The sequence below is a fragment of the Paenibacillus sp. JCM 18996 genome, from assembly GCF_055392555.1.
The window spans coordinates 1,117,410-1,134,046 of record NZ_AP043884.1 but is presented as its reverse complement, the minus strand read 5'-3'; the positions used below and the strand labels follow the sequence as shown (position 1 = coordinate 1,134,046).

Sequence of the window (16,637 nt, the reverse complement as noted above, 5' to 3'; positions counted from 1 at the left end):
CCTTCCTTTCCTCAAAGGGAAGGGTTCTTTTCTGCTTCTCCGGGTATTCGGGATTCTTTTGTTTCTTGCCCGAGCAGCAGCAGGAGGACAGTTCCGGCGATCAGCACCGCTGTAAAGATGAAGAAAATGCCCGCGAAAGGGAATTTGGCGGCAGCCAGGTACCCTACGAGGTAAGGGGCAATCGCGCTCCCTATCCGGCCAAAGCCCGAGGCAAAACCGGCGCCGGAGGCTCTGACTTCCTCTGGATAGTTCTCCGGAGTATAAGCGTACAAAGCCCCCCATGCTCCCAGGTTGAAAAAGGACAGCAGCGCGCCTGACAGCAGCAGAGTGAAAGCGGATTGGCTCCAGCCGAATATGGCGGCCATAATAGCGGTCATAAACAAGAACAGGGCAAGCGTGGGTTTGCGCCCCCAACGCTCTACCAAGAACGCGGCCGCGAAATAGCCCGGCAGCTGCGCCAAAGTCATGAGCAGCACGTAGCGGAAGCTGTTGATCGCGGTAAATCCTTTGGCAACGAGCACGGAGGGCAGCCACAGGAACATGCCGTAGTATGAAAAGGCGATGGCGAACCATACGGCCCACAAGGCCGCTGTCTGCCGTCCAAAACGGCTGAAGAGGCTACGCAGCGGAACCTTCGCCGTCCTGGGAATAGCGCGGGCAGGTTCGGCAATGCCGCGGCGTATGAATATGGCGTAGATGACGGGCAGCCCGCCGACGATGAGGGCCGTTCGCCAGCCGTACGAAGGCATAATGAAGTAAGCGATGACGGCTGCGGCAATCCACCCGACCGCCCAGAAGCTTTCCAGCAGAACGACGGTCCGTCCCCGCTTTTCAGGTGGAGAGAGCTCGTTTACCAGCGTGGAGGCGACGGGCAGCTCCGCTCCCAAGCCAATGCCCATGAGTAGCCGAAACAGCAGCATGACCGCGAGGCCCGGTGAGAAAGCGCTGCCCAGACTGGCCAAACCGAACAGAACAAGGGTACACAGGAACACCGGCCTACGGCCGACTCTGTCCGCGAGATATCCGCCGAGCGGCGCCCCGAACGCCATACCCGCCGTAGTGAAGGTGCCAAGCAGGCCCTTCTGAATGGGGGTAAGACCCCATTCGCTGGAAAGCTGCACGATAAGAAAGGACAAGAGGCCGACGTCCATCGCGTCAAACAACCATCCGAAGCCGGCTGACCAGAACACTTTACGATAAGTAGTTTTCATTGACAGTTCCTTCTTTTCCCAATCAGTATAGTACTTTCACCAAATAATACCATACGCTTAACCTTCAAATCCAACTGGCGGATACCCCTTCCATTCAACATCTTCCAGCAGCTTTATCCGACGACAAAAAAATGTAACAGGATGAGCGAATTTCGTTCTGCCGTAGGTTGGACTCAAGAGCAGCTGTCGGAACGAACGGGAGTGTCCAGGCAGATCATTTCTATCGAGACTATGATTAATCTGTCCGTTTCACGCGGATATGCTATAATCTAGGTAAAAAAGAATCGGAGCCAGGGGTATGTATTACATCGGGTTGGGCGTTTTTTTCTTTGTTTTGCTCGTATTTGCGGGGGTCGCGACTTTTATGATCGGTAAATCCCAAAAGAATCAGGAAGGCGACCCGACGTATGACATGCATACAAACAGGAAATGGTTAAGGCTGACGCTAATCTATACGGTTTTGTTTTTGATCAGCTTTGTCATACTGGGTGTATACACTTATTATCATATCTAAATCAGATATGGAAGCTTTGAATATTCGTGCAGAAGGGAGAGATTCGTTGTGGAATACAGAATCGAAAAGGACACGATGGGGGAAATCCGGGTTCCCGCGGATAAATTATGGGGAGCGCAGACCCAGCGGAGCATGGAGAATTTTCGGATCGGCACGGAGAAGATGCCCTTGGAACTGATCCGCGCGTTTGCGATTTTGAAAAAGGCGGCGGCCTCCGCTAACCGGAAGCTCGGGAGGATGGACGCCGAGAAGGCGGATGCCATTTCCTCCGCAGCAGATGAAATTTTGAACGGACAATGGGACGACCAATTTCCGCTTGCAGTGTGGCAGACAGGGAGCGGCACGCAGACGAATATGAACGTCAATGAAGTGATCGCGCACCGGGCGAACCAGCTTCTCGAGCAAAAGGGAAGCGCGGCGCGTGTCCATCCGAACGATGACGTCAACCGTTCTCAAAGCTCGAACGATACGTTTCCCACCGCCCTGCATATCGCAGGTGTTCTGGCCGTGGAAGGACAAGTTCTGCCTGCGCTGGACAGTTTGAAAGGTGTATTGGCGAATAAAACGGAACAATTTCAGGACATCGTCAAAATCGGCAGGACGCACCTGCAGGACGCAACCCCGCTGACGCTGGGGCAGGAAACCAGCGGCTGGCAGGCCATGCTGGAGTTCTCCGGGCAAATGATCCGGTCAGGCGTAGAAACGATGAAACAGCTTGCGATCGGAGGCACAGCCGTAGGGACAGGACTTAATGCGCATCCGAAGTTTGGGGAAACGGCGGCCGAAGAGATCAGCAGGCTGACAGGAGTCCGTTTCGTTTCCGCCGCCAACAAGTTTCACGCGCTGACAAGCCATGACCAGGCCGTATTTGCCCACGGCGCTTTGAAAGCACTCGCTGCGGATCTGATGAAGATCGCCAACGACGTTCGCTGGCTTGCCAGCGGGCCTCGCTGTGGAATCGGGGAGCTTCGCATTCCCGAGAACGAGCCTGGAAGCTCGATTATGCCGGGCAAAGTGAATCCGACGCAGTGCGAAGCAATCACTATGGTGGCGTGTCAGGTCATGGGCAACGATGCCGCTATCGGGTTTGCCGCCAGCCAGGGCAATTTTCAGCTGAATGTGTTTAAGCCGGTCATTCTGCACAATTTTCTTCAGTCGGCGCGTCTGCTGGCAGATGGCATGAACTCCTTTAACGAGCACTGCGCCGCAGGAATCGAACCAAACCGGGAGGTCATTCAAAGCTATCTTGAGCGTTCCCTCATGCTGGTTACCGCTTTGAATCCGCATATCGGCTACGAGAAGGCGGCCCTCATAGCGAAGACAGCGCACAAAGAAGAGATTACTCTGCGGGAAGCCGCGTTAAAGTCCGGTTTCTTGACTGAAGAGCAGTTTGACGAGTACGTCAAGCCGGAGGAAATGGTAGGTCCGAAAGAGTAAGCAACAGCTTATCAATGCTCTAGCATCATAGTCAATAACAGTGTTGCATCAATAATCCAGGCTGCCGAGCCATCGGCAGTCTTTTTGCCGATCAGCCGCGAACCTTTTGCCACAAAATATAATCATTCCTATTTTGAAATAATTATAAATAAGTATTGATAATCATTATCATTCGTGTTATTGTATTTCTACAAACCACACAAGGAGGAATTAACTATATGGCATCAAGATTCGTAGGATTGCAGGCACCCGATTTTAACATGGAAACAGCAGGGGGAGACGGCGTGGAGTTTGGCCGCGTTTCGTTATCCGATTACAAGGGCAAATGGCTGGTATTCTTCTTTTATCCGCTGGACTTCACATTTGTTTGCCCAACCGAAATTACTGCGTTGAGCGAATCTTACGATGAATTCAAGAAACTGAATACCGAAGTCCTCGGCGTCAGCACCGACAGCAAGCATTCGCACCGTGCCTGGATTAATGCGGCAAGAAACGATGGGGGTCTGGGCAAAATCCAATTTCCTCTCGCCTCCGACATCACCAAGAGGGTTAGCAGCGATTACGGCGTGCTGATCGAAGAGGAAGGCGTCGCTTTGAGAGGGTTGTTTATCATCGATCCGGAAGGCGTTGTAAAATACCAGGTCGTTAACCATAACGATGTGGGCCGGGATGTAGGCGAAACGCTGCGCGTGCTGCAAGCTTTGCAGTCCGGAGGTTTGTGCCCTATGAATTGGAAGCCTGGCGACAAGCTTCTGGGTGACTGACAGGAAATGAGAGAATGTAAAGGGGGAGCATGAATGCACAAAGCTGTAATCATAGGTACGGGCCCAGCCGGCTTGACGGCTGCCATTTACTTGGCTCGCGCCAACTTGAGCCCGCTGATTATCGAGGGGAACGAGCCGGGCGGACAGCTGACCACGACAACCGAAGTCGAGAATTTCCCCGGATTTCAGGATGGAATTATGGGACCTGAACTAATCGAGAATATGAGAAAGCAAGCCGAAAAGTTCGGTGCCACTTTCGTACGCGGTTGGGTCAAGAACGTCGATTTCTCTCAGCGCCCTTTTCAAATGCAGGTGGAGGGACTGGGGGACGTTATCGCAGAGTCCGTCATTATCTCGACAGGGGCATCCGCAAGATTGCTGAATATTCCGAATGAGAAAGAGAGCATCGGGCGCGGAGTCAGCACCTGTGCCACATGCGACGGCTTCTTTTACCGGGGGAAAAAGATTATCGTGGTCGGCGGAGGGGACTCTGCGATGGAGGAAGCCCATTTCCTTACCCGCTTTGCTTCGGAAGTAAAGGTTGTGCATCGAAGAGGCGAGCTTCGCGCATCCAAAATCATGCAAACCCGAGCACAAGAAAATGGCAAAATCTCCTGGGCGCTGAACCGCACACCGCTTGAAGTGGTGGAAGGAGAACGAGGGGTAGCCGGCCTGAAGGTGCTGAATAACGAAACCGGAGAACAAGAAATTCTGGAAACCGACGGCATTTTCGTAGCCATTGGACATACGCCCAATACAGGATTTCTGGACGGGCAGATTCACACAGATGCGCAAGGGTACATCCTGGTGAATCCAGGCAGTTCGGAAACCAATATTCAGGGAGTATTTGCCTGCGGAGACGTACAGGACACCAAGTACCGGCAAGCGATTACCGCAGCGGGCAGCGGCTGTATGGCCGCTCTGGATTGCGAGAGATTTCTGGAAGCAGCAGTTCCGCATTTGGTATAGTTGAAAAAAAGACATTGACCGGCCCGGCGGCGGGTACTTTTCTGAGGTGAAAAAGCTTGTTTTTTCAAACAAATTGACCAATGCTGTTGAATAATCAAATGTAAAAAGGATGGCTCAATTGCCATCCTTTTTCTATTGGCCCTCATTGTATTTTGTACAATCAAAAGTGCATTTGGATGCCATTATCGCTTAATCGATTGCATTTAATACAATAGAACTGGGTAAATGAGCAGGTTTTATCTGTTAGATTTTATTAGGTTCGCAGAGCAGCATATTGACGGAATTCGCTTGGTGAAAGGCCTGTCAGCTTTTTGAACAAACGGGAGAAGTAGGGGGGATCCATTCCCATTCTCTCAGCGATATCCGACACCGTATAGTCGCTCGTTAACAACAGATTCTGGGCTGTGTCCATTCTTTTCTTATTGATATAAGCTATTGGTGAGATGCCCAGCATCGTTTTGAATACCTGGATAAAGTAATTAGGATGGAGGTGGACGAGCTTTGCCAGTACCTCAATCGTCATTTGTTCGGATAAATGTTCTTCGATGTACTGCAGTATTACGTTGATTTTGGAGACAGAGGGCGAAGCGGCACCGTCCGACCCGTTCAAATCCGCCTCCCGAATAAAAGGTGAAATGATCTCGTACATAAGCGATTTAATGCGGAAGGGCGCCGTGAGTTCCGTGCTGCTCTGAAGGGCAATCAGTTCCTGGAATTGATTTTCCAGCCGTTCCTGATCGGCAACCTCTACATAATGCGGGACATTCAATAAGTGAAACAGATGAATTTCGCCGACGGTTGCGGTAAAATGGCACCAATATTTGCGGAAATAATTGTCATTAATCCATGAGAAAGACTGTTCTACTCCGGCTGGCAGCAGGAACAGCTGTCCCGGCTTCGGGTAATACTCGCGATTGCGGATTCTGATCCAGCCCTCGCCTTCCCTTATATAGTAAAGCCGGTTGATCTCCGGGAGAATGTTCATAAATTTCCAAATGCTGCTCACCTTCGTATGCTGTGTCGTAAATAAGGTGATTTTCGTATTGGATAAATAGCTTTGGGCCAGATGCAGTTGTTGTAAAGTGTCCATTTCCATCTCCTGAATTACCTTAGTATTGTGTAAAAGTTCGCTATAATCCTCTATCGATTTTTCAGTGGGAGAAAATTACAATGGTTTTAAGAAACAATATCATTTCCTTTTCAGGGGGAGAACGATGCGATGAGCACTACAAGACAGCAGCTTTTATATTTACATTTAAGCGGTCCCGATCCGGAATCCCGGACGATCGCCTGGGCGCTGTATGACAGCGCAATTCCCGAAAGGGATCTGCAAATGAATACGGGAGACTCGGATCAGCCGATGTATGAGAGCGTCCTTGATGCTATGCGCGACGGCTGGAATGTTCTGCAGGTTCCTGTTCCAAGGCAGTTTGTCAGCGGTTTCGAACATGAGCAGGGCCACCTTATGTATGAATTTGTGTTGGAAAGAAAGGTGACGATCCATGAGTAAAGTAGAGAAGCAGCACCTACTGACCGCCGCCCAGATGGCTGATTTTGCTGTGAACGGCTTTTTGAAGATGGAGGATCTGGTTCCCCGCGAATTGAACGAAGCGGCCAGCGCCGAGATGAGAAAATACGAAAGCGGCACCGGCGCCTATTGGACAGAATCCAACGTAATCCAGGAGATATTCGGGCTTCCGCAGGTGAAAGGAGCCATTCAAAGCTTTGTAGGACAGCACCCGGTGTATGACCATTCCTTCCTGCATGTCGTTAAAGCGGGCAATAAGAAGGCGCAAGGATGGCATGCCGATTCTATCATTGATACGCGGCCGTTTGGCTACGACATTCAGGCGTTCTATTTCTCCCACGATGCTCCGGCGATTATGGGACCTACTCTTGTTCTCCCGGGCTCGCATTTAAGGAAGGTGAGCAATAACAGCATTGGACATTACAAGAATATCGTCGGCCAGAAGAAAATGGAGTCGAAAGCAGGAACGATCGCATTTCTTCATCAGGCGATCTGGCACTGCGCCCAGCCGAACTTTACCGACACTACTCGCTATGTCTTCAAGCTGCGGCTTCGTCCGGGACAAGAACAGCGGGCGCTGTTCAACACGGAAGACTATAACTCTCCCGAAGTAATGGCTATTGTACGTAAGGGCCACCATGCCTGGTGCGGCGACGAGTCGCGCATCAACCAGGTGAATATCGCCAAGTTCTGGCGCTATTTGACCGGCGACGACCGGGTCGACGCCTCTTTTGAAGGCGCTCTTACGCGCATGCGAATGTAGTTATTCGGTTTGTAACTCACGTTGCCCGCCGTTAAGCTTTGGATCTAATCCGTACTTACACTTTCGGGAATGTAAGTTGTTCGGCTTGTTACAGCTCCGCTTTGTGGCGGGGCTGTTATTTTTGTATGAGTTAGATAAGTTTTAACTAATGAATCAGATACGTGTATCTTAGAAAGTAGATTAGACGGAGCTTTTCCAGCTGCTTGAAGCGTAACGGCATGCAGTTCAAGTTTTGGTTAAACTTTAAATAGATGCTTCTTGCTTAAGAAAAAAATATCATGTTCGCTCTTCATTGTAAATCGAATCATAAGAAGAACCAAAACCATTGTTGATGAAACGGTCATCTATATCGTACAATTTTTACAGGATAGGGGAAGCGCAGATGCCGGTTGGACGCTCGCTACCTCGCAATCAGCAATACGCCGGCTGGAAAAGCAATTTCATAGAGAAAGGAAACGGTGTTGTGACTATAAAAGCGGTTTTGTTTGATTTTGACGGGACACTGGCCGATACGCTGCCGGTCTCTTTTAAGGCGTTTCAATCTGTTTTCAAAAAATACGACAAACGCGATGTATCGCGCGAAGAACTTGTGGCTATGTTCGGACCGACGGAAGACGAGATCATCTTAAGAAACCTAGACGCCAAGGGAAGCGTTCCGGAAGCGATTCGCGACTATTATCAGTTGTACGAACAAGGCCATCCTTCACAAGTACATAAGTCGGATGAAATAGAGCGTATGCTGAGAACAATCAAATCATGGGGCCTGAAAATCGGTGTCATCACAGGAAAAAGCAGAGAAGCACTGCAAATCTCCTCCAATTCGCTCCAAATGTCCCGTTTTTTCGATATAGTCATAACTGGAGACGATGTGGACAAGCCCAAACCCGACCCCGAGGGCATCTTCACTGCGTTGGAAGCTTTTCACGTTTCCACAGAAGAAGCCATATTCCTGGGAGACAGCAGCGCCGATATAAAAGCGGGTAAAGCCGCCGGCATGCGAACTTACGGAGTACAGTGGCTCTCTACTTATCAAAGCGCAAGCTTTGAGGTCGAACCGGACCATCTGTACACGCAGGTGGAACCTTTTCTTCAGTTGCTGGAGAAGGAAGCGGATATAAGCTTGAGATGGCTGGAGTGGGCCAAACAGATTCAATCGATCGCCCAGACCGGGCTCACCTACGCCAAAGACGTTTACGATATCGAAAGGTATGAGACGCTTAGGCAGCTCAGTATCGATATTCTCGATCAATACACATTCGCCGGAGCGGAGAGGATCAGGTTAAGCTTTGCCAACGAAAGCGGCTATGCCACACCCAAAGTCGATGTGCGCGGGGTCATCTTTGAAGACGGCAAAATCCTGCTGGTCAGGGAAAAAATCGACGGCGCCTGGTCTTTGCCCGGCGGCTGGGCCGACATCGGGCTCTCTCCTTCGGAAGTGGCGGTTAAAGAAATCAAGGAGGAATCGGGTTTCACAGCCGAACCTGTCAGACTGCTTGCTGTACTGGATAAAAAATTTCACAAGCATCCACCCGAGCCCTACCATATCTATAAAATATTCATTCTGTGCAAGATTGTGGGCGGCACTGCAATCGGCGGAACGGAAACGAGCGAGGTTGGATTTTTCGCAGACAATGAGCTGCCGGAGTTATCCCTTGAGCGGAACACGGAAAAGCAGATTATTACGATGTTCGAGTTTTTGAGGGATCCAGATAAAAAGGTACTTTTAGACTAAGGTGTGCAAAAAAGCGCAGGAAGCTTATACAATCAAGCTCCTGCGCTTTTCTTTGACAATTTTACCGATGGTTGTCCAGCCATTTTGCCAGCCGGTTTACCATCGCCGCGGTCTCTGCCCGAGTTGCCGTCCCCTGAGGATCCAGCGTCTGCCCGGATTTTCCCTGCAGCAAACCGGTTTGGACAGCAGCCGCGACAGCAGAACGCGACCAGGTTAGCAAGGGTCCGTCCGAGTAAGTCTTCAGGATGGACCCCCGCTCTATCTCAGATAGCTGCGGCGAGTCGCCGAGAATCTGCTGAGCCTTCATCAGCAGCTGAGCCATCTCTTCCCGGGTAACCAGTCGATTTGGCTGAAACGTCCCGTCCGGATATCCGGATACAATCTCCAGACCCTGCAGCAGTTGAATCCCTGACGTATACCAATCGGAAGGCCGAATATCCGAGAAAGACGGGTTGTTCGCAGCCGGCGGGTTTCCGCCAAGAATGCAGCGGGCCAGCATGTTCACCAGCTCCGCGCGGGTGATTGGGCGTTCGGGATCGAAAGTTTTTGGCGAGGTTCCTTGTATCACGCCTTGACGATAAAGCTGCGCAATGTCGGTTTTGGCCCAATGGCCGCTGATATCAGTGAAATCTGCGGCCGCCTGGTTCGTTCCTCCGTAAGGAAAGCCGTCAAAGACAGGCCAAATGTCTTTCGTTTCCTCGCCCACATACCAGCCCGCTGCGCCCGCTAAACCATATTTCAAAATAAGGTCTTTGCGTTCCCGCATTGACGCCGCATCTTCCAGCCAAATCTGGTGCTTCTTGCTTTCCTGTGTATACTCGGCGTAATTTTGCTGCGTCGAAGCATCCCATTTGATCTCCGGCTTCTGACTGCTCAACACATTTTGCATTTCCGTGAGAGTAAGGTCGGCATCGGTGACAGTTCCTTTTACCTGATCGGTGACCCAATCGCGTGTGAAGAAAGGAACGCCAAGAACGACCTTATGTGCGGGAATTTCCTGCAGAAGCAGCCGGATTCCCTCATTGACCCAGGGAAGGGAGCCCACGGAGCCAGGCATCCCGCTACCGGCCCAATGCTCTTCATAGGCCATCAGGATAACGAAGTCGGCTGCTTTGCCGAGCGCATATCTATCGTAGGAGCCGGACCAGTTGGGGTCGCCGTTCGTGCGCATCACATCTACGGATACCATCTTGCCTGCGGGTTGGAGAGCGGCATGAAGCTCCGAGATGAAGGTCACGAAATCCGCCTTGCTCTTCGTGCTCATGTTTTCGAAATCGATATTGATCCCATCCGCCCCGGTTTCTACAAGAGCAGCTTTGACCTCCTCGACCGCTTTTTGCCTTTTCTCGGGATTGCTCAAGAAATCAGCCGTCAGTTGTTCATCAAAATGGTTGCCGAACATAGGCCAAACTTTCTTCCCTTGATCGTGGCTGGCATTGACATAACGGGTATTCGTCAGCTTTTGCACGGGATCGCTGCCTTTTTGCAGGAAAAACCAGCGGGGAGACACAACGGACAAATTTTGGGATACGCTGTTCTGCCTGAGAAAGGTGTCCGTCTTGCCGAAAGCGTTCCATCCGAGCACAAACCGGCTGACGGGTTTAACTTTGGCGTCTGACTTTGGGACATAACCGGTTTGTCCGGCCAGAAGGCCTATTTGGTAATAACCTGGCACCATTCCTTTAATCGGATATTCCTCGCCTGAGGAGAGAGTTTCCTTTAAAGATGAAGCGGAGTCCGGACTGGTGTATACGGGTGTGCCGTTCTTTTTGGCGACAGCGGCGAGAAGAGATGAAACTCCGCCCGAAGAAGGCTCCGCGTTTGCTTTAACGGTCATAAAGGGGCTGTAGAGAGCTGTTAAAAGCGCAGCTGCAGCCAGTGTTTGCTTTTTCATTTCATCCCTGCTTTCAATTCTAGTAAATCGACTATTCTACTGTAATGGAAAGAGCAGGTGAATGAATAGAAAGACTTGATGGTAAAATTGGATATTTTCCCCGGAAGCTTGTATTGTATAAGGTGGAACAGCATGCATAAAATCCCATGGAGGAGAGGGAAAATGAGCAGTCTGAATCTTGAGGAATATGAAGTCTTGAATCGCGACATCCATTGGGGACCCGTTACGGCAAAATTTGAATTGACCCATCTGATAGAGGATGAAAGCCTTGTAAGCAATGTGAGCATCATTCCTTTTATAGGCGATCAGTGCGTCATGATTCAATTGGAGGACGGCCGCTGGGAGCTGATCGGCGGGACTTTGGAGCCGAAGGAGAGCTATAAAGACGCGTTAAAAAGAGAATTAATGGAAGAGGCGGGGGCGGAGTTAACGAATTACCGCATTTTTGGACAGTTTCGTTGCACTTCCTGTGCAGATTCTCCCTTCAGGCCGCATATTCCACACCCGGATTTCATTAGAGCCGTTGTGTTTGGAGATGTAAAAATCGTCGGAAAACCTCTTAATCCGGAGGATGGTGAAAAGATTGCCAAGGTAGAGGCTGTGGATTTGGATGAAGCCGTGCGGAGGTTAGAGGAGATCCGGAGATACGATATAGCGGATTTGTACAGGCTGGCGCATCGTATCCGGGGATCTGAACAGAGATTCTTGGCTCGGAAAGGATAGAAATCGAACATTTTGCCAAGAACCTCGTGAGCAGGCTTATGAGTGCATCCGGGGATAAGCGGTGTCATCGAAAAGGGGGGCCTTACTTGAATTATATACTTCTGAATAAATGGGCGCTCCTTGCGGCGCTTGAGCTTTTGGCATGGTCATCCACCTTCTTCATGCTGTATGCCCGTTACCGGATGGGCTCTAAAGTCTGGTTTAAAATCGGGGCAGTGCTAACCGTATCGACCGGCGTCATCCCTCAGGTGGCACTGGGAATCATAAATTTGATCATGCAAAAAAAACTGGACCTTTTTACGTTGGTTATAGTCCTCCTTATCCTCTACGCTTCAACCTTAGGCCGCAAAAAGATGAAGCAGCTCGACCAGTGGGCCCGGCGCAAATTTTCAAAACTTTAACATAACTAAGAAAACCTCTACCCGAGGCCATTCAATGATGAGCGACCACGAGTTAGAGGTAGGTTCTCTTGGTAAAAAAGTTTCATCTCGCTTTAAGACAGGATTGATAACCGCATCATAAAAGCTTACTCTTAAGAAAGGAGCCGCGGTTCCGTTATCAAACATATTGCAAACGCTTACGTCGAAAAAATGTAAAAGGAGGAAAAGCAGATGCCCGATCATCGTATTTCCGGTTTTGGCTGCTGCCTGGGTGCGCGATCTTTTGTTCCTCAGCAGGAGAAGGCAAACGAACACCAAGAAGACGCGGCTTCAGGATTAGTACACGGGGTACGCGAAGCCCAGAGGATCGGCTATGATTTTGCGGAGCTCACCGTCGGTGCCTTAACCGGCCTGACCGAGTCCGAATTTGAACAGGTGGTGGACAAGCTCACCCAGGGCAACCTCAGTATCCCGGCTTTCAACAGTTTTATACCAGCTTCCTTAAAAATAACGGGTCCGTCGGTTGATCTGCCCGCACTGGAGTCCTATATCGACCTGGCTGTACATAGGGTAAAGTCGGTTAGAGGCAAAATCATCGTGTTCGGCAGCGGCGGGGCAAGAAATGTTCCTGAGGATTTTTCTCCGGAAGAGGGCATGGCGCAGATCAAACAATTTTTAAGCCTGTGCAGTGAATATGCCGTGAAATATGGCGTTACGATAGCCATCGAACCGTTGAACCGTAAAGAAAGCAATGTGATCAACACGGTCGCGGAGGCCTTGGAACTGGCGGAAGAGCTGGATCTGCCGGGCATCCAGGTGCTTGCGGACGCTTATCATATGTATTTGGAGCGTGAACCGCTTGAGATCATCAGCCGGGCAGTCAAGGCCGGCCGTTTGGCGCATGTTCATTACGCTGAATTTGACCGCAGCTTTCCTGTGGGACAGGCCGACAACGGCGTGGATTTCGCTCAGCTGTTTACTTTGCTGCAGGAAGCGGGTTACACAGGGGGAATATCCGCCGAATGCAGCTCCAAACAAATTGCCGTCGATAGCGAGGAATCGCTGTCTTACATCTCGCGGATTTGGAACGAAGTGCAGGCCAGGAGCAGTTCGTTGAACTGATAGTTGGCGTTATCTTCTCGTTGAAGTGTTAGTCGGGATCATCTTTCATTGAAGTGATAATCCGCATCATCTTAATTAAAACCCGGTGAAATTGCCGGGTTTTATTATTTGCAATCAGTGGAACTTTATCTTGTATCCAGTGAAGAAGTAGCTTCTGCGTAAAACTCACTGCACGCTTGTTTAAAAACTCACCGCACGTATAGGTGGTTATCGGAGACAAATAAAATATCTCTTCCATATGTTAGTGCGAGGGAGGTGATGGAGCATGACAAAGCAGCCAATAACCATCGGAGCGAACAGTATCGCAAAAATCGGCAGCCGTTCATTTCTCATTGTCGAAGTAGAGGCAAAAACGACCGGAGTTGAAATTGATCCGGTATTTGGAGTCCGGACGACAGCATTACAAGCTGCCAGACTTATTCAGGCGGGTGTAAGACGCACTATATTCCAAAGCACCGACCCTAAACCGCGTCCTGGAAAGAAAGTGGAGCTGAAAGGCGTACTTTTTGCTAATGACCGCATTTTTAAGGTCTTCGACGTGGAAAACAAGACTGACATTTCCGTTCTTGTAAGAATCAATCGGGCGCAAGCTATAAAGCTTATCCGCAGCGGTGTACGTATCATTAAAGTGTACAGAAAACCTTTCTAACAGATCATGGTGTTAATCAGGGCCGCGTAAACCGCGGCTTTTTTTGATCGACTACGGCGGGCCTATCGAACTAAGAACAGCCTGGTAACATCTCTGAGTAGAATCTCCGAGTACACTGCGGCAGGAGTTTTTGTTGTTCCTGACGGTCGCTCATAATGGTAGAAACTATACAACCGCGCATGCAGCGAATTGTTCCCTGAACCAGCTCTCGTCCAGATTCCGGCCAATGACCACAAACTCGCTTCGCCTTGCTTCATCGGTTCTCCATTCACGGTCCGGAGTTGAGCTGAACAGCATGTGGATACCTTGGAAAACAATTCGTTGTTTGACTCCTTTAATATTGAGCACGCCTTTGTAGCGGAAAGTGTCCACTCCATGCTCGGAGAGCCACTCACCCAGGAATTTTTCAAGCTTTTTCAGGTCCAGGGGCCGATCCTCCTTGAGCGAAAGCGATCTTACCTCATCGTCATGTTCGTGGTCCTCTTCTTCCAGGAATCCTGGTTCGATCTCCAGCTTTTTCTCCAAATTAAAGGCTTGAATTCCGAGAATCTGGTCTACCTCGATATTGGATTGCTTTGTGTGATAAATTTTCGCCGCGGTGTTCATGGACTTTAATCTCTGTTCCAGCTTTTGCAGCTCGCCTTCGCTTACCAGATCGATTTTGTTCAATAAAATAACATCTGCAAACGCAACCTGCTCCTGGGCTTCATGGCCATCGTCCAAATGCTGTCCCGCATGCTTGGCATCAACCACCGTCACAATCGCGTCCAATTCGTAAAAGCCCGCCATTTCCTCATCCACAAAAAACGTTTGCGCCACAGGAGCCGGGTCTGCCAGGCCTGTCGTCTCGATCAGAACGCGGTCAAACTGAACGCTGCGGTTGCTCTTGCCAAGCTTGGCGTCCATCAATTCACCCAGAATCCGGATTAAATCTCCACGCACAGTACAGCAAATACAGCCGTTGTTCATTTCAAAAATCTCTTCATCCGCCCCCACAACCAGCTGGTTGTCTATTCCAGTCTCGCCGAATTCGTTCACAATAACAGCAACTTTCTGGCCGTGGTCGGCAGTAAGGACATGGTTCAGAAGAGTAGTCTTTCCCGCTCCCAAAAATCCGGTTAATACGGTTACGGGTATTCTGGAGATTGCAGATTGTTCGGATAGCATGTGCAGTCACCTCAACATAAGATTTTAATCGTAAATATTACTATTAACTAATATAAAGGGACAAGCTTCCATTGTCAAATCAAGGCGGCCGGGTGTCCGAACAAGCTCTCCCATTCCGCAAACAGCTTATCCCAATCCAGGTTCAAGCCGATGAGTACAAGATAGGAGGGGCCCTTGTAGTTGCTCTTCTGCCAAACTGCTCTTTTCAACGCGTACTGCAGTAAGCACGAGCCTTCACCGTTGACCGAAACGTAACCTTTTGCTCTAAGCAGCTGCGAACTCCAGCGATCCAGGAAATCCTCGAGCTTTTTTGTTTTTATAGAAGTCCCTTCCTGAAAAGATAAAACCATGCTTCTAACTCTGGAGTAAGATGCTTGGTGCGGGTGCTGATGCTTGTGACCGGATGGAGCCGGCTTGTGGACGATTATCTTGAAAGTGTTTCGGACTGACGATATTCTGCGCTCCCTGGAACTGATATCGGCCAGAATCGATTGGACATCGATATCGCATTCAATACTGTAAACAATCGGGGAGTAAGGATTATATTTTCGCACCGCTTTCTCAATTTTGGCCAAATAGGGGAGTTTGAGTCTGTCGATTTTATTCAAAATAAGCAGGTCCGCCAATTCCATTTGTTTTCGCAAAGTATGGACCAACTCCTTGTCGGTAGAAAAGATGCTGTTATATTCAGGCACATGCTCGGAGTCGAGCACAGTGATGATCTGCTTAAGAGCAACCTTTCCCAGTAAAAACGGCTCAGTTAAGCAGTCTGACACTTCATCCGGGTTGGCGACGCCGGTCAGTTCTATGAGAATCAGATCGGGCTGTTGAATCAGAAGCCTGCTGATGCAGCCCGCGACTTCACTTTTTTTGGTGCAGCACATGCAGCCATCCATCAGCTTCTCTACGCCAATTCCAGGGAAAGCCCCCTGCAGAATTGTACCGTCCACATCGCTGTGCCCCAGCTCATTCATAAGAACCATCGCTTTCAGTCCGCGCAGTCTGGCTTCATTTAACAAACGAAGAAGTAAAGTTGTTTTTCCGCTTCCCAAAAATCCGCTCAACACGATAACCGGCACTTTATCCATGCATAGCACCCTCCTTGTTTAAATTGTAATCATTACGAATAATATGTAGCCATCATAATACAAATTCCATGGACAGTCTATGCATCTGAAAAGATAAATCGCAATCTTGACGATTAACGAAAAAGTTGTTATATTTTTAAAACGTAATCATTACGATTAATTAAAAGAAACAGGTTAGTGTTTTGGGAGGCGAGAATGGCAGATGAACAAAGCCAAGAGATTAGACAATATCGGCATGATGACGAATATTAGACGAACTCAAAGCGCACTGAACGACTAATGCAAGCCAAATGTGGAAGGGGATAAGTATGACGACATGGGATTTGTCCGGGACAAAGCATCACGTTTTTATATGCAATGGGGCTTGCTGCAAAAGACAAGGAGCGGATGAGGTCACTCTCGCCATCAGAGATGAGATTCACAAATGGGGAGCCGATCCGCTGATCCATACGACAAGGACCCTATGTCAGGGAAGCTGCGATAATTCTTGTGTCGTAACTGTTTATCCCGCCGGCGTTTGGTACAAGCAGGTAACACCGGAGCTGGGACGCAGCATAGTCTCCCGGCATTTAATTGAAGGAAGCCCGATTTCCAATCAAACGATTTACAATTATGAAGAGGGCTTTGTACTCAAAGACATGTCGCTTAAAGGGCTCAAAAAGGCAGCGGCAAACAATCCTGATTGAAAAATAACTG

At 49.6% G+C, this 16,637-nt stretch carries 17 protein-coding genes; 12 read left to right on the top strand and 5 right to left on the bottom strand.

The genetic code is table 11. The features are described 5' to 3' along the window. Window positions 1–11: 11 nt before the first annotated feature. A complete protein-coding gene (locus ACZ5N7_RS05570; RefSeq protein ID WP_464658133.1) occupies window positions 12–1,211 on the bottom strand; it encodes an MFS transporter in 1,200 nt (399 codons plus the stop codon). A gap of 298 nt (window positions 1,212–1,509) precedes the next feature. Between ACZ5N7_RS05570 and ACZ5N7_RS05565 the strand changes: the two genes are divergently transcribed. The 4 genes from ACZ5N7_RS05565 to trxB all read left to right on the top strand — a co-directional run bounded on the left by ACZ5N7_RS05565 (window position 1,510) and on the right by trxB (window position 4,895). After that, window positions 1,510–1,725 (top strand): hypothetical protein, encoded by a 216-nt coding sequence (locus ACZ5N7_RS05565; protein WP_464658132.1) that lies wholly within the window; start codon window positions 1,510–1,512, stop codon window positions 1,723–1,725. A gap of 48 nt (window positions 1,726–1,773) precedes the next feature. Further along, complete coding sequence (gene fumC / locus ACZ5N7_RS05560; RefSeq protein ID WP_464658131.1) at window positions 1,774–3,162, top strand: class II fumarate hydratase; 1,389 nt, start codon at window positions 1,774–1,776, stop codon at window positions 3,160–3,162. Window positions 3,163–3,380: 218 nt separating this feature from the next. Beyond that, window positions 3,381–3,926, top strand: a complete 546-nt coding sequence (locus tag ACZ5N7_RS05555; RefSeq protein ID WP_464658130.1) for a peroxiredoxin — start codon at window positions 3,381–3,383, stop codon at window positions 3,924–3,926. 33 nt (window positions 3,927–3,959) lie between these two features. Then, a complete protein-coding gene (trxB, locus tag ACZ5N7_RS05550) occupies window positions 3,960–4,895 on the top strand; it encodes a thioredoxin-disulfide reductase (RefSeq protein ID WP_464658129.1) in 936 nt (311 codons plus the stop codon). A gap of 253 nt (window positions 4,896–5,148) precedes the next feature. Here the strand turns inward: trxB and ACZ5N7_RS05545 are convergent, their stop codons facing one another. After that, window positions 5,149–5,985 carry a helix-turn-helix domain-containing protein gene (locus tag ACZ5N7_RS05545; protein WP_464658128.1) on the bottom strand — a complete coding sequence of 279 codons (837 nt, stop codon included), beginning with the start codon at window positions 5,983–5,985 and terminating at the stop codon, window positions 5,149–5,151. A 129-nt stretch (window positions 5,986–6,114) separates the two neighbouring features. On the opposite strand from ACZ5N7_RS05545, the gene ACZ5N7_RS05540 reads away from it, so the two are divergent. The 3 genes from ACZ5N7_RS05540 (at window position 6,115) to ACZ5N7_RS05530 (ending at window position 8,918) form a co-directional block, all read left to right on the top strand. Then, the gene (locus ACZ5N7_RS05540) at window positions 6,115–6,405 is read left to right on the top strand and encodes a hypothetical protein (protein ID WP_464658127.1); all 291 of its coding nucleotides are present in this window, start codon (window positions 6,115–6,117) and stop codon (window positions 6,403–6,405) included. Next, window positions 6,398–7,186, top strand: coding sequence for a phytanoyl-CoA dioxygenase family protein (locus ACZ5N7_RS05535; RefSeq protein WP_464658126.1), 789 nt, complete (start codon window positions 6,398–6,400; stop codon window positions 7,184–7,186). Before ACZ5N7_RS05540 ends, ACZ5N7_RS05535 begins: the two co-directional genes overlap by 8 nt. Before the next feature lie 382 nt (window positions 7,187–7,568). Next, complete coding sequence (locus tag ACZ5N7_RS05530; RefSeq protein WP_464658125.1) at window positions 7,569–8,918, top strand: NUDIX hydrolase N-terminal domain-containing protein; 1,350 nt, start codon at window positions 7,569–7,571, stop codon at window positions 8,916–8,918. Between the two features lie 61 nt (window positions 8,919–8,979). Here ACZ5N7_RS05530 and ACZ5N7_RS05525 read toward each other — a convergent pair whose 3' ends face one another. After that, a complete protein-coding gene (locus ACZ5N7_RS05525; protein ID WP_464658124.1) occupies window positions 8,980–10,812 on the bottom strand; it encodes an S-layer homology domain-containing protein in 1,833 nt (610 codons plus the stop codon). A 162-nt stretch (window positions 10,813–10,974) separates the two neighbouring features. Between ACZ5N7_RS05525 and ACZ5N7_RS05520 the strand changes: the two genes are divergently transcribed. From ACZ5N7_RS05520 to ACZ5N7_RS05505, 4 genes are all read left to right on the top strand, one after another. Further along, window positions 10,975–11,535, top strand: coding sequence for an NUDIX hydrolase (locus ACZ5N7_RS05520; RefSeq protein WP_464658123.1), 561 nt, complete (start codon window positions 10,975–10,977; stop codon window positions 11,533–11,535). Window positions 11,536–11,621: 86 nt separating this feature from the next. Beyond that, window positions 11,622–11,936, top strand: coding sequence for a hypothetical protein (locus ACZ5N7_RS05515; RefSeq protein ID WP_464658122.1), 315 nt, complete (start codon window positions 11,622–11,624; stop codon window positions 11,934–11,936). Between the two features lie 210 nt (window positions 11,937–12,146). Continuing rightward, window positions 12,147–13,037: a sugar phosphate isomerase/epimerase family protein gene (locus ACZ5N7_RS05510; protein ID WP_464658121.1), complete on the top strand. Its 891-nt coding sequence runs from the start codon at window positions 12,147–12,149 to the stop codon at window positions 13,035–13,037. Window positions 13,038–13,302: 265 nt separating this feature from the next. Beyond that, window positions 13,303–13,686, top strand: a complete 384-nt coding sequence (locus ACZ5N7_RS05505; RefSeq protein WP_464658120.1) for a hypothetical protein — start codon at window positions 13,303–13,305, stop codon at window positions 13,684–13,686. 165 nt (window positions 13,687–13,851) lie between these two features. Here ACZ5N7_RS05505 and ACZ5N7_RS05500 read toward each other — a convergent pair whose 3' ends face one another. Then, the gene (locus ACZ5N7_RS05500) at window positions 13,852–14,853 is read right to left on the bottom strand and encodes a CobW family GTP-binding protein (protein WP_464658119.1); all 1,002 of its coding nucleotides are present in this window, start codon (window positions 14,851–14,853) and stop codon (window positions 13,852–13,854) included. A gap of 74 nt (window positions 14,854–14,927) precedes the next feature. After that, window positions 14,928–15,941 carry a CobW family GTP-binding protein gene (locus ACZ5N7_RS05495; RefSeq protein ID WP_464658118.1) on the bottom strand — a complete coding sequence of 338 codons (1,014 nt, stop codon included), beginning with the start codon at window positions 15,939–15,941 and terminating at the stop codon, window positions 14,928–14,930. Between the two features lie 308 nt (window positions 15,942–16,249). Between ACZ5N7_RS05495 and ACZ5N7_RS05490 the strand changes: the two genes are divergently transcribed. Next, window positions 16,250–16,627, top strand: coding sequence for a (2Fe-2S) ferredoxin domain-containing protein (locus ACZ5N7_RS05490; RefSeq protein WP_464658117.1), 378 nt, complete (start codon window positions 16,250–16,252; stop codon window positions 16,625–16,627). Window positions 16,628–16,637 lie beyond the last annotated feature (10 nt).

Bases quoted from the DNA above. Each gene is read 5' to 3' on its own strand.
- ACZ5N7_RS05540 (WP_464658127.1), top strand. From the start codon at position 6,115: ATGAGCACTACAAGACAGCAGCTTTTATATTTACATTTAAGCGGTCCC.
- ACZ5N7_RS05530 (WP_464658125.1), top strand. From the start codon at position 7,569: ATGCCGGTTGGACGCTCGCTACCTCGCAATCAGCAATACGCCGGCTGG.
- ACZ5N7_RS05505 (WP_464658120.1), top strand. From the start codon at position 13,303: ATGACAAAGCAGCCAATAACCATCGGAGCGAACAGTATCGCAAAAATC.
- ACZ5N7_RS05535 (WP_464658126.1), top strand. From the start codon at position 6,398: ATGAGTAAAGTAGAGAAGCAGCACCTACTGACCGCCGCCCAGATGGCT.
- ACZ5N7_RS05565 (WP_464658132.1), top strand. From the start codon at position 1,510: ATGTATTACATCGGGTTGGGCGTTTTTTTCTTTGTTTTGCTCGTATTT.
- ACZ5N7_RS05510 (WP_464658121.1), top strand. From the start codon at position 12,147: ATGCCCGATCATCGTATTTCCGGTTTTGGCTGCTGCCTGGGTGCGCGA.
- ACZ5N7_RS05545 (WP_464658128.1), bottom strand. From the start codon at position 5,985: ATGGACACTTTACAACAACTGCATCTGGCCCAAAGCTATTTATCCAAT.
- ACZ5N7_RS05495 (WP_464658118.1), bottom strand. From the start codon at position 15,941: ATGGATAAAGTGCCGGTTATCGTGTTGAGCGGATTTTTGGGAAGCGGA.
- ACZ5N7_RS05555 (WP_464658130.1), top strand. From the start codon at position 3,381: ATGGCATCAAGATTCGTAGGATTGCAGGCACCCGATTTTAACATGGAA.
- ACZ5N7_RS05520 (WP_464658123.1), top strand. From the start codon at position 10,975: ATGAGCAGTCTGAATCTTGAGGAATATGAAGTCTTGAATCGCGACATC.
- ACZ5N7_RS05500 (WP_464658119.1), bottom strand. From the start codon at position 14,853: ATGCTATCCGAACAATCTGCAATCTCCAGAATACCCGTAACCGTATTA.
- trxB (WP_464658129.1), top strand. From the start codon at position 3,960: ATGCACAAAGCTGTAATCATAGGTACGGGCCCAGCCGGCTTGACGGCT.
- ACZ5N7_RS05570 (WP_464658133.1), bottom strand. From the start codon at position 1,211: ATGAAAACTACTTATCGTAAAGTGTTCTGGTCAGCCGGCTTCGGATGG.
- ACZ5N7_RS05490 (WP_464658117.1), top strand. From the start codon at position 16,250: ATGACGACATGGGATTTGTCCGGGACAAAGCATCACGTTTTTATATGC.
- ACZ5N7_RS05525 (WP_464658124.1), bottom strand. From the start codon at position 10,812: ATGAAAAAGCAAACACTGGCTGCAGCTGCGCTTTTAACAGCTCTCTAC.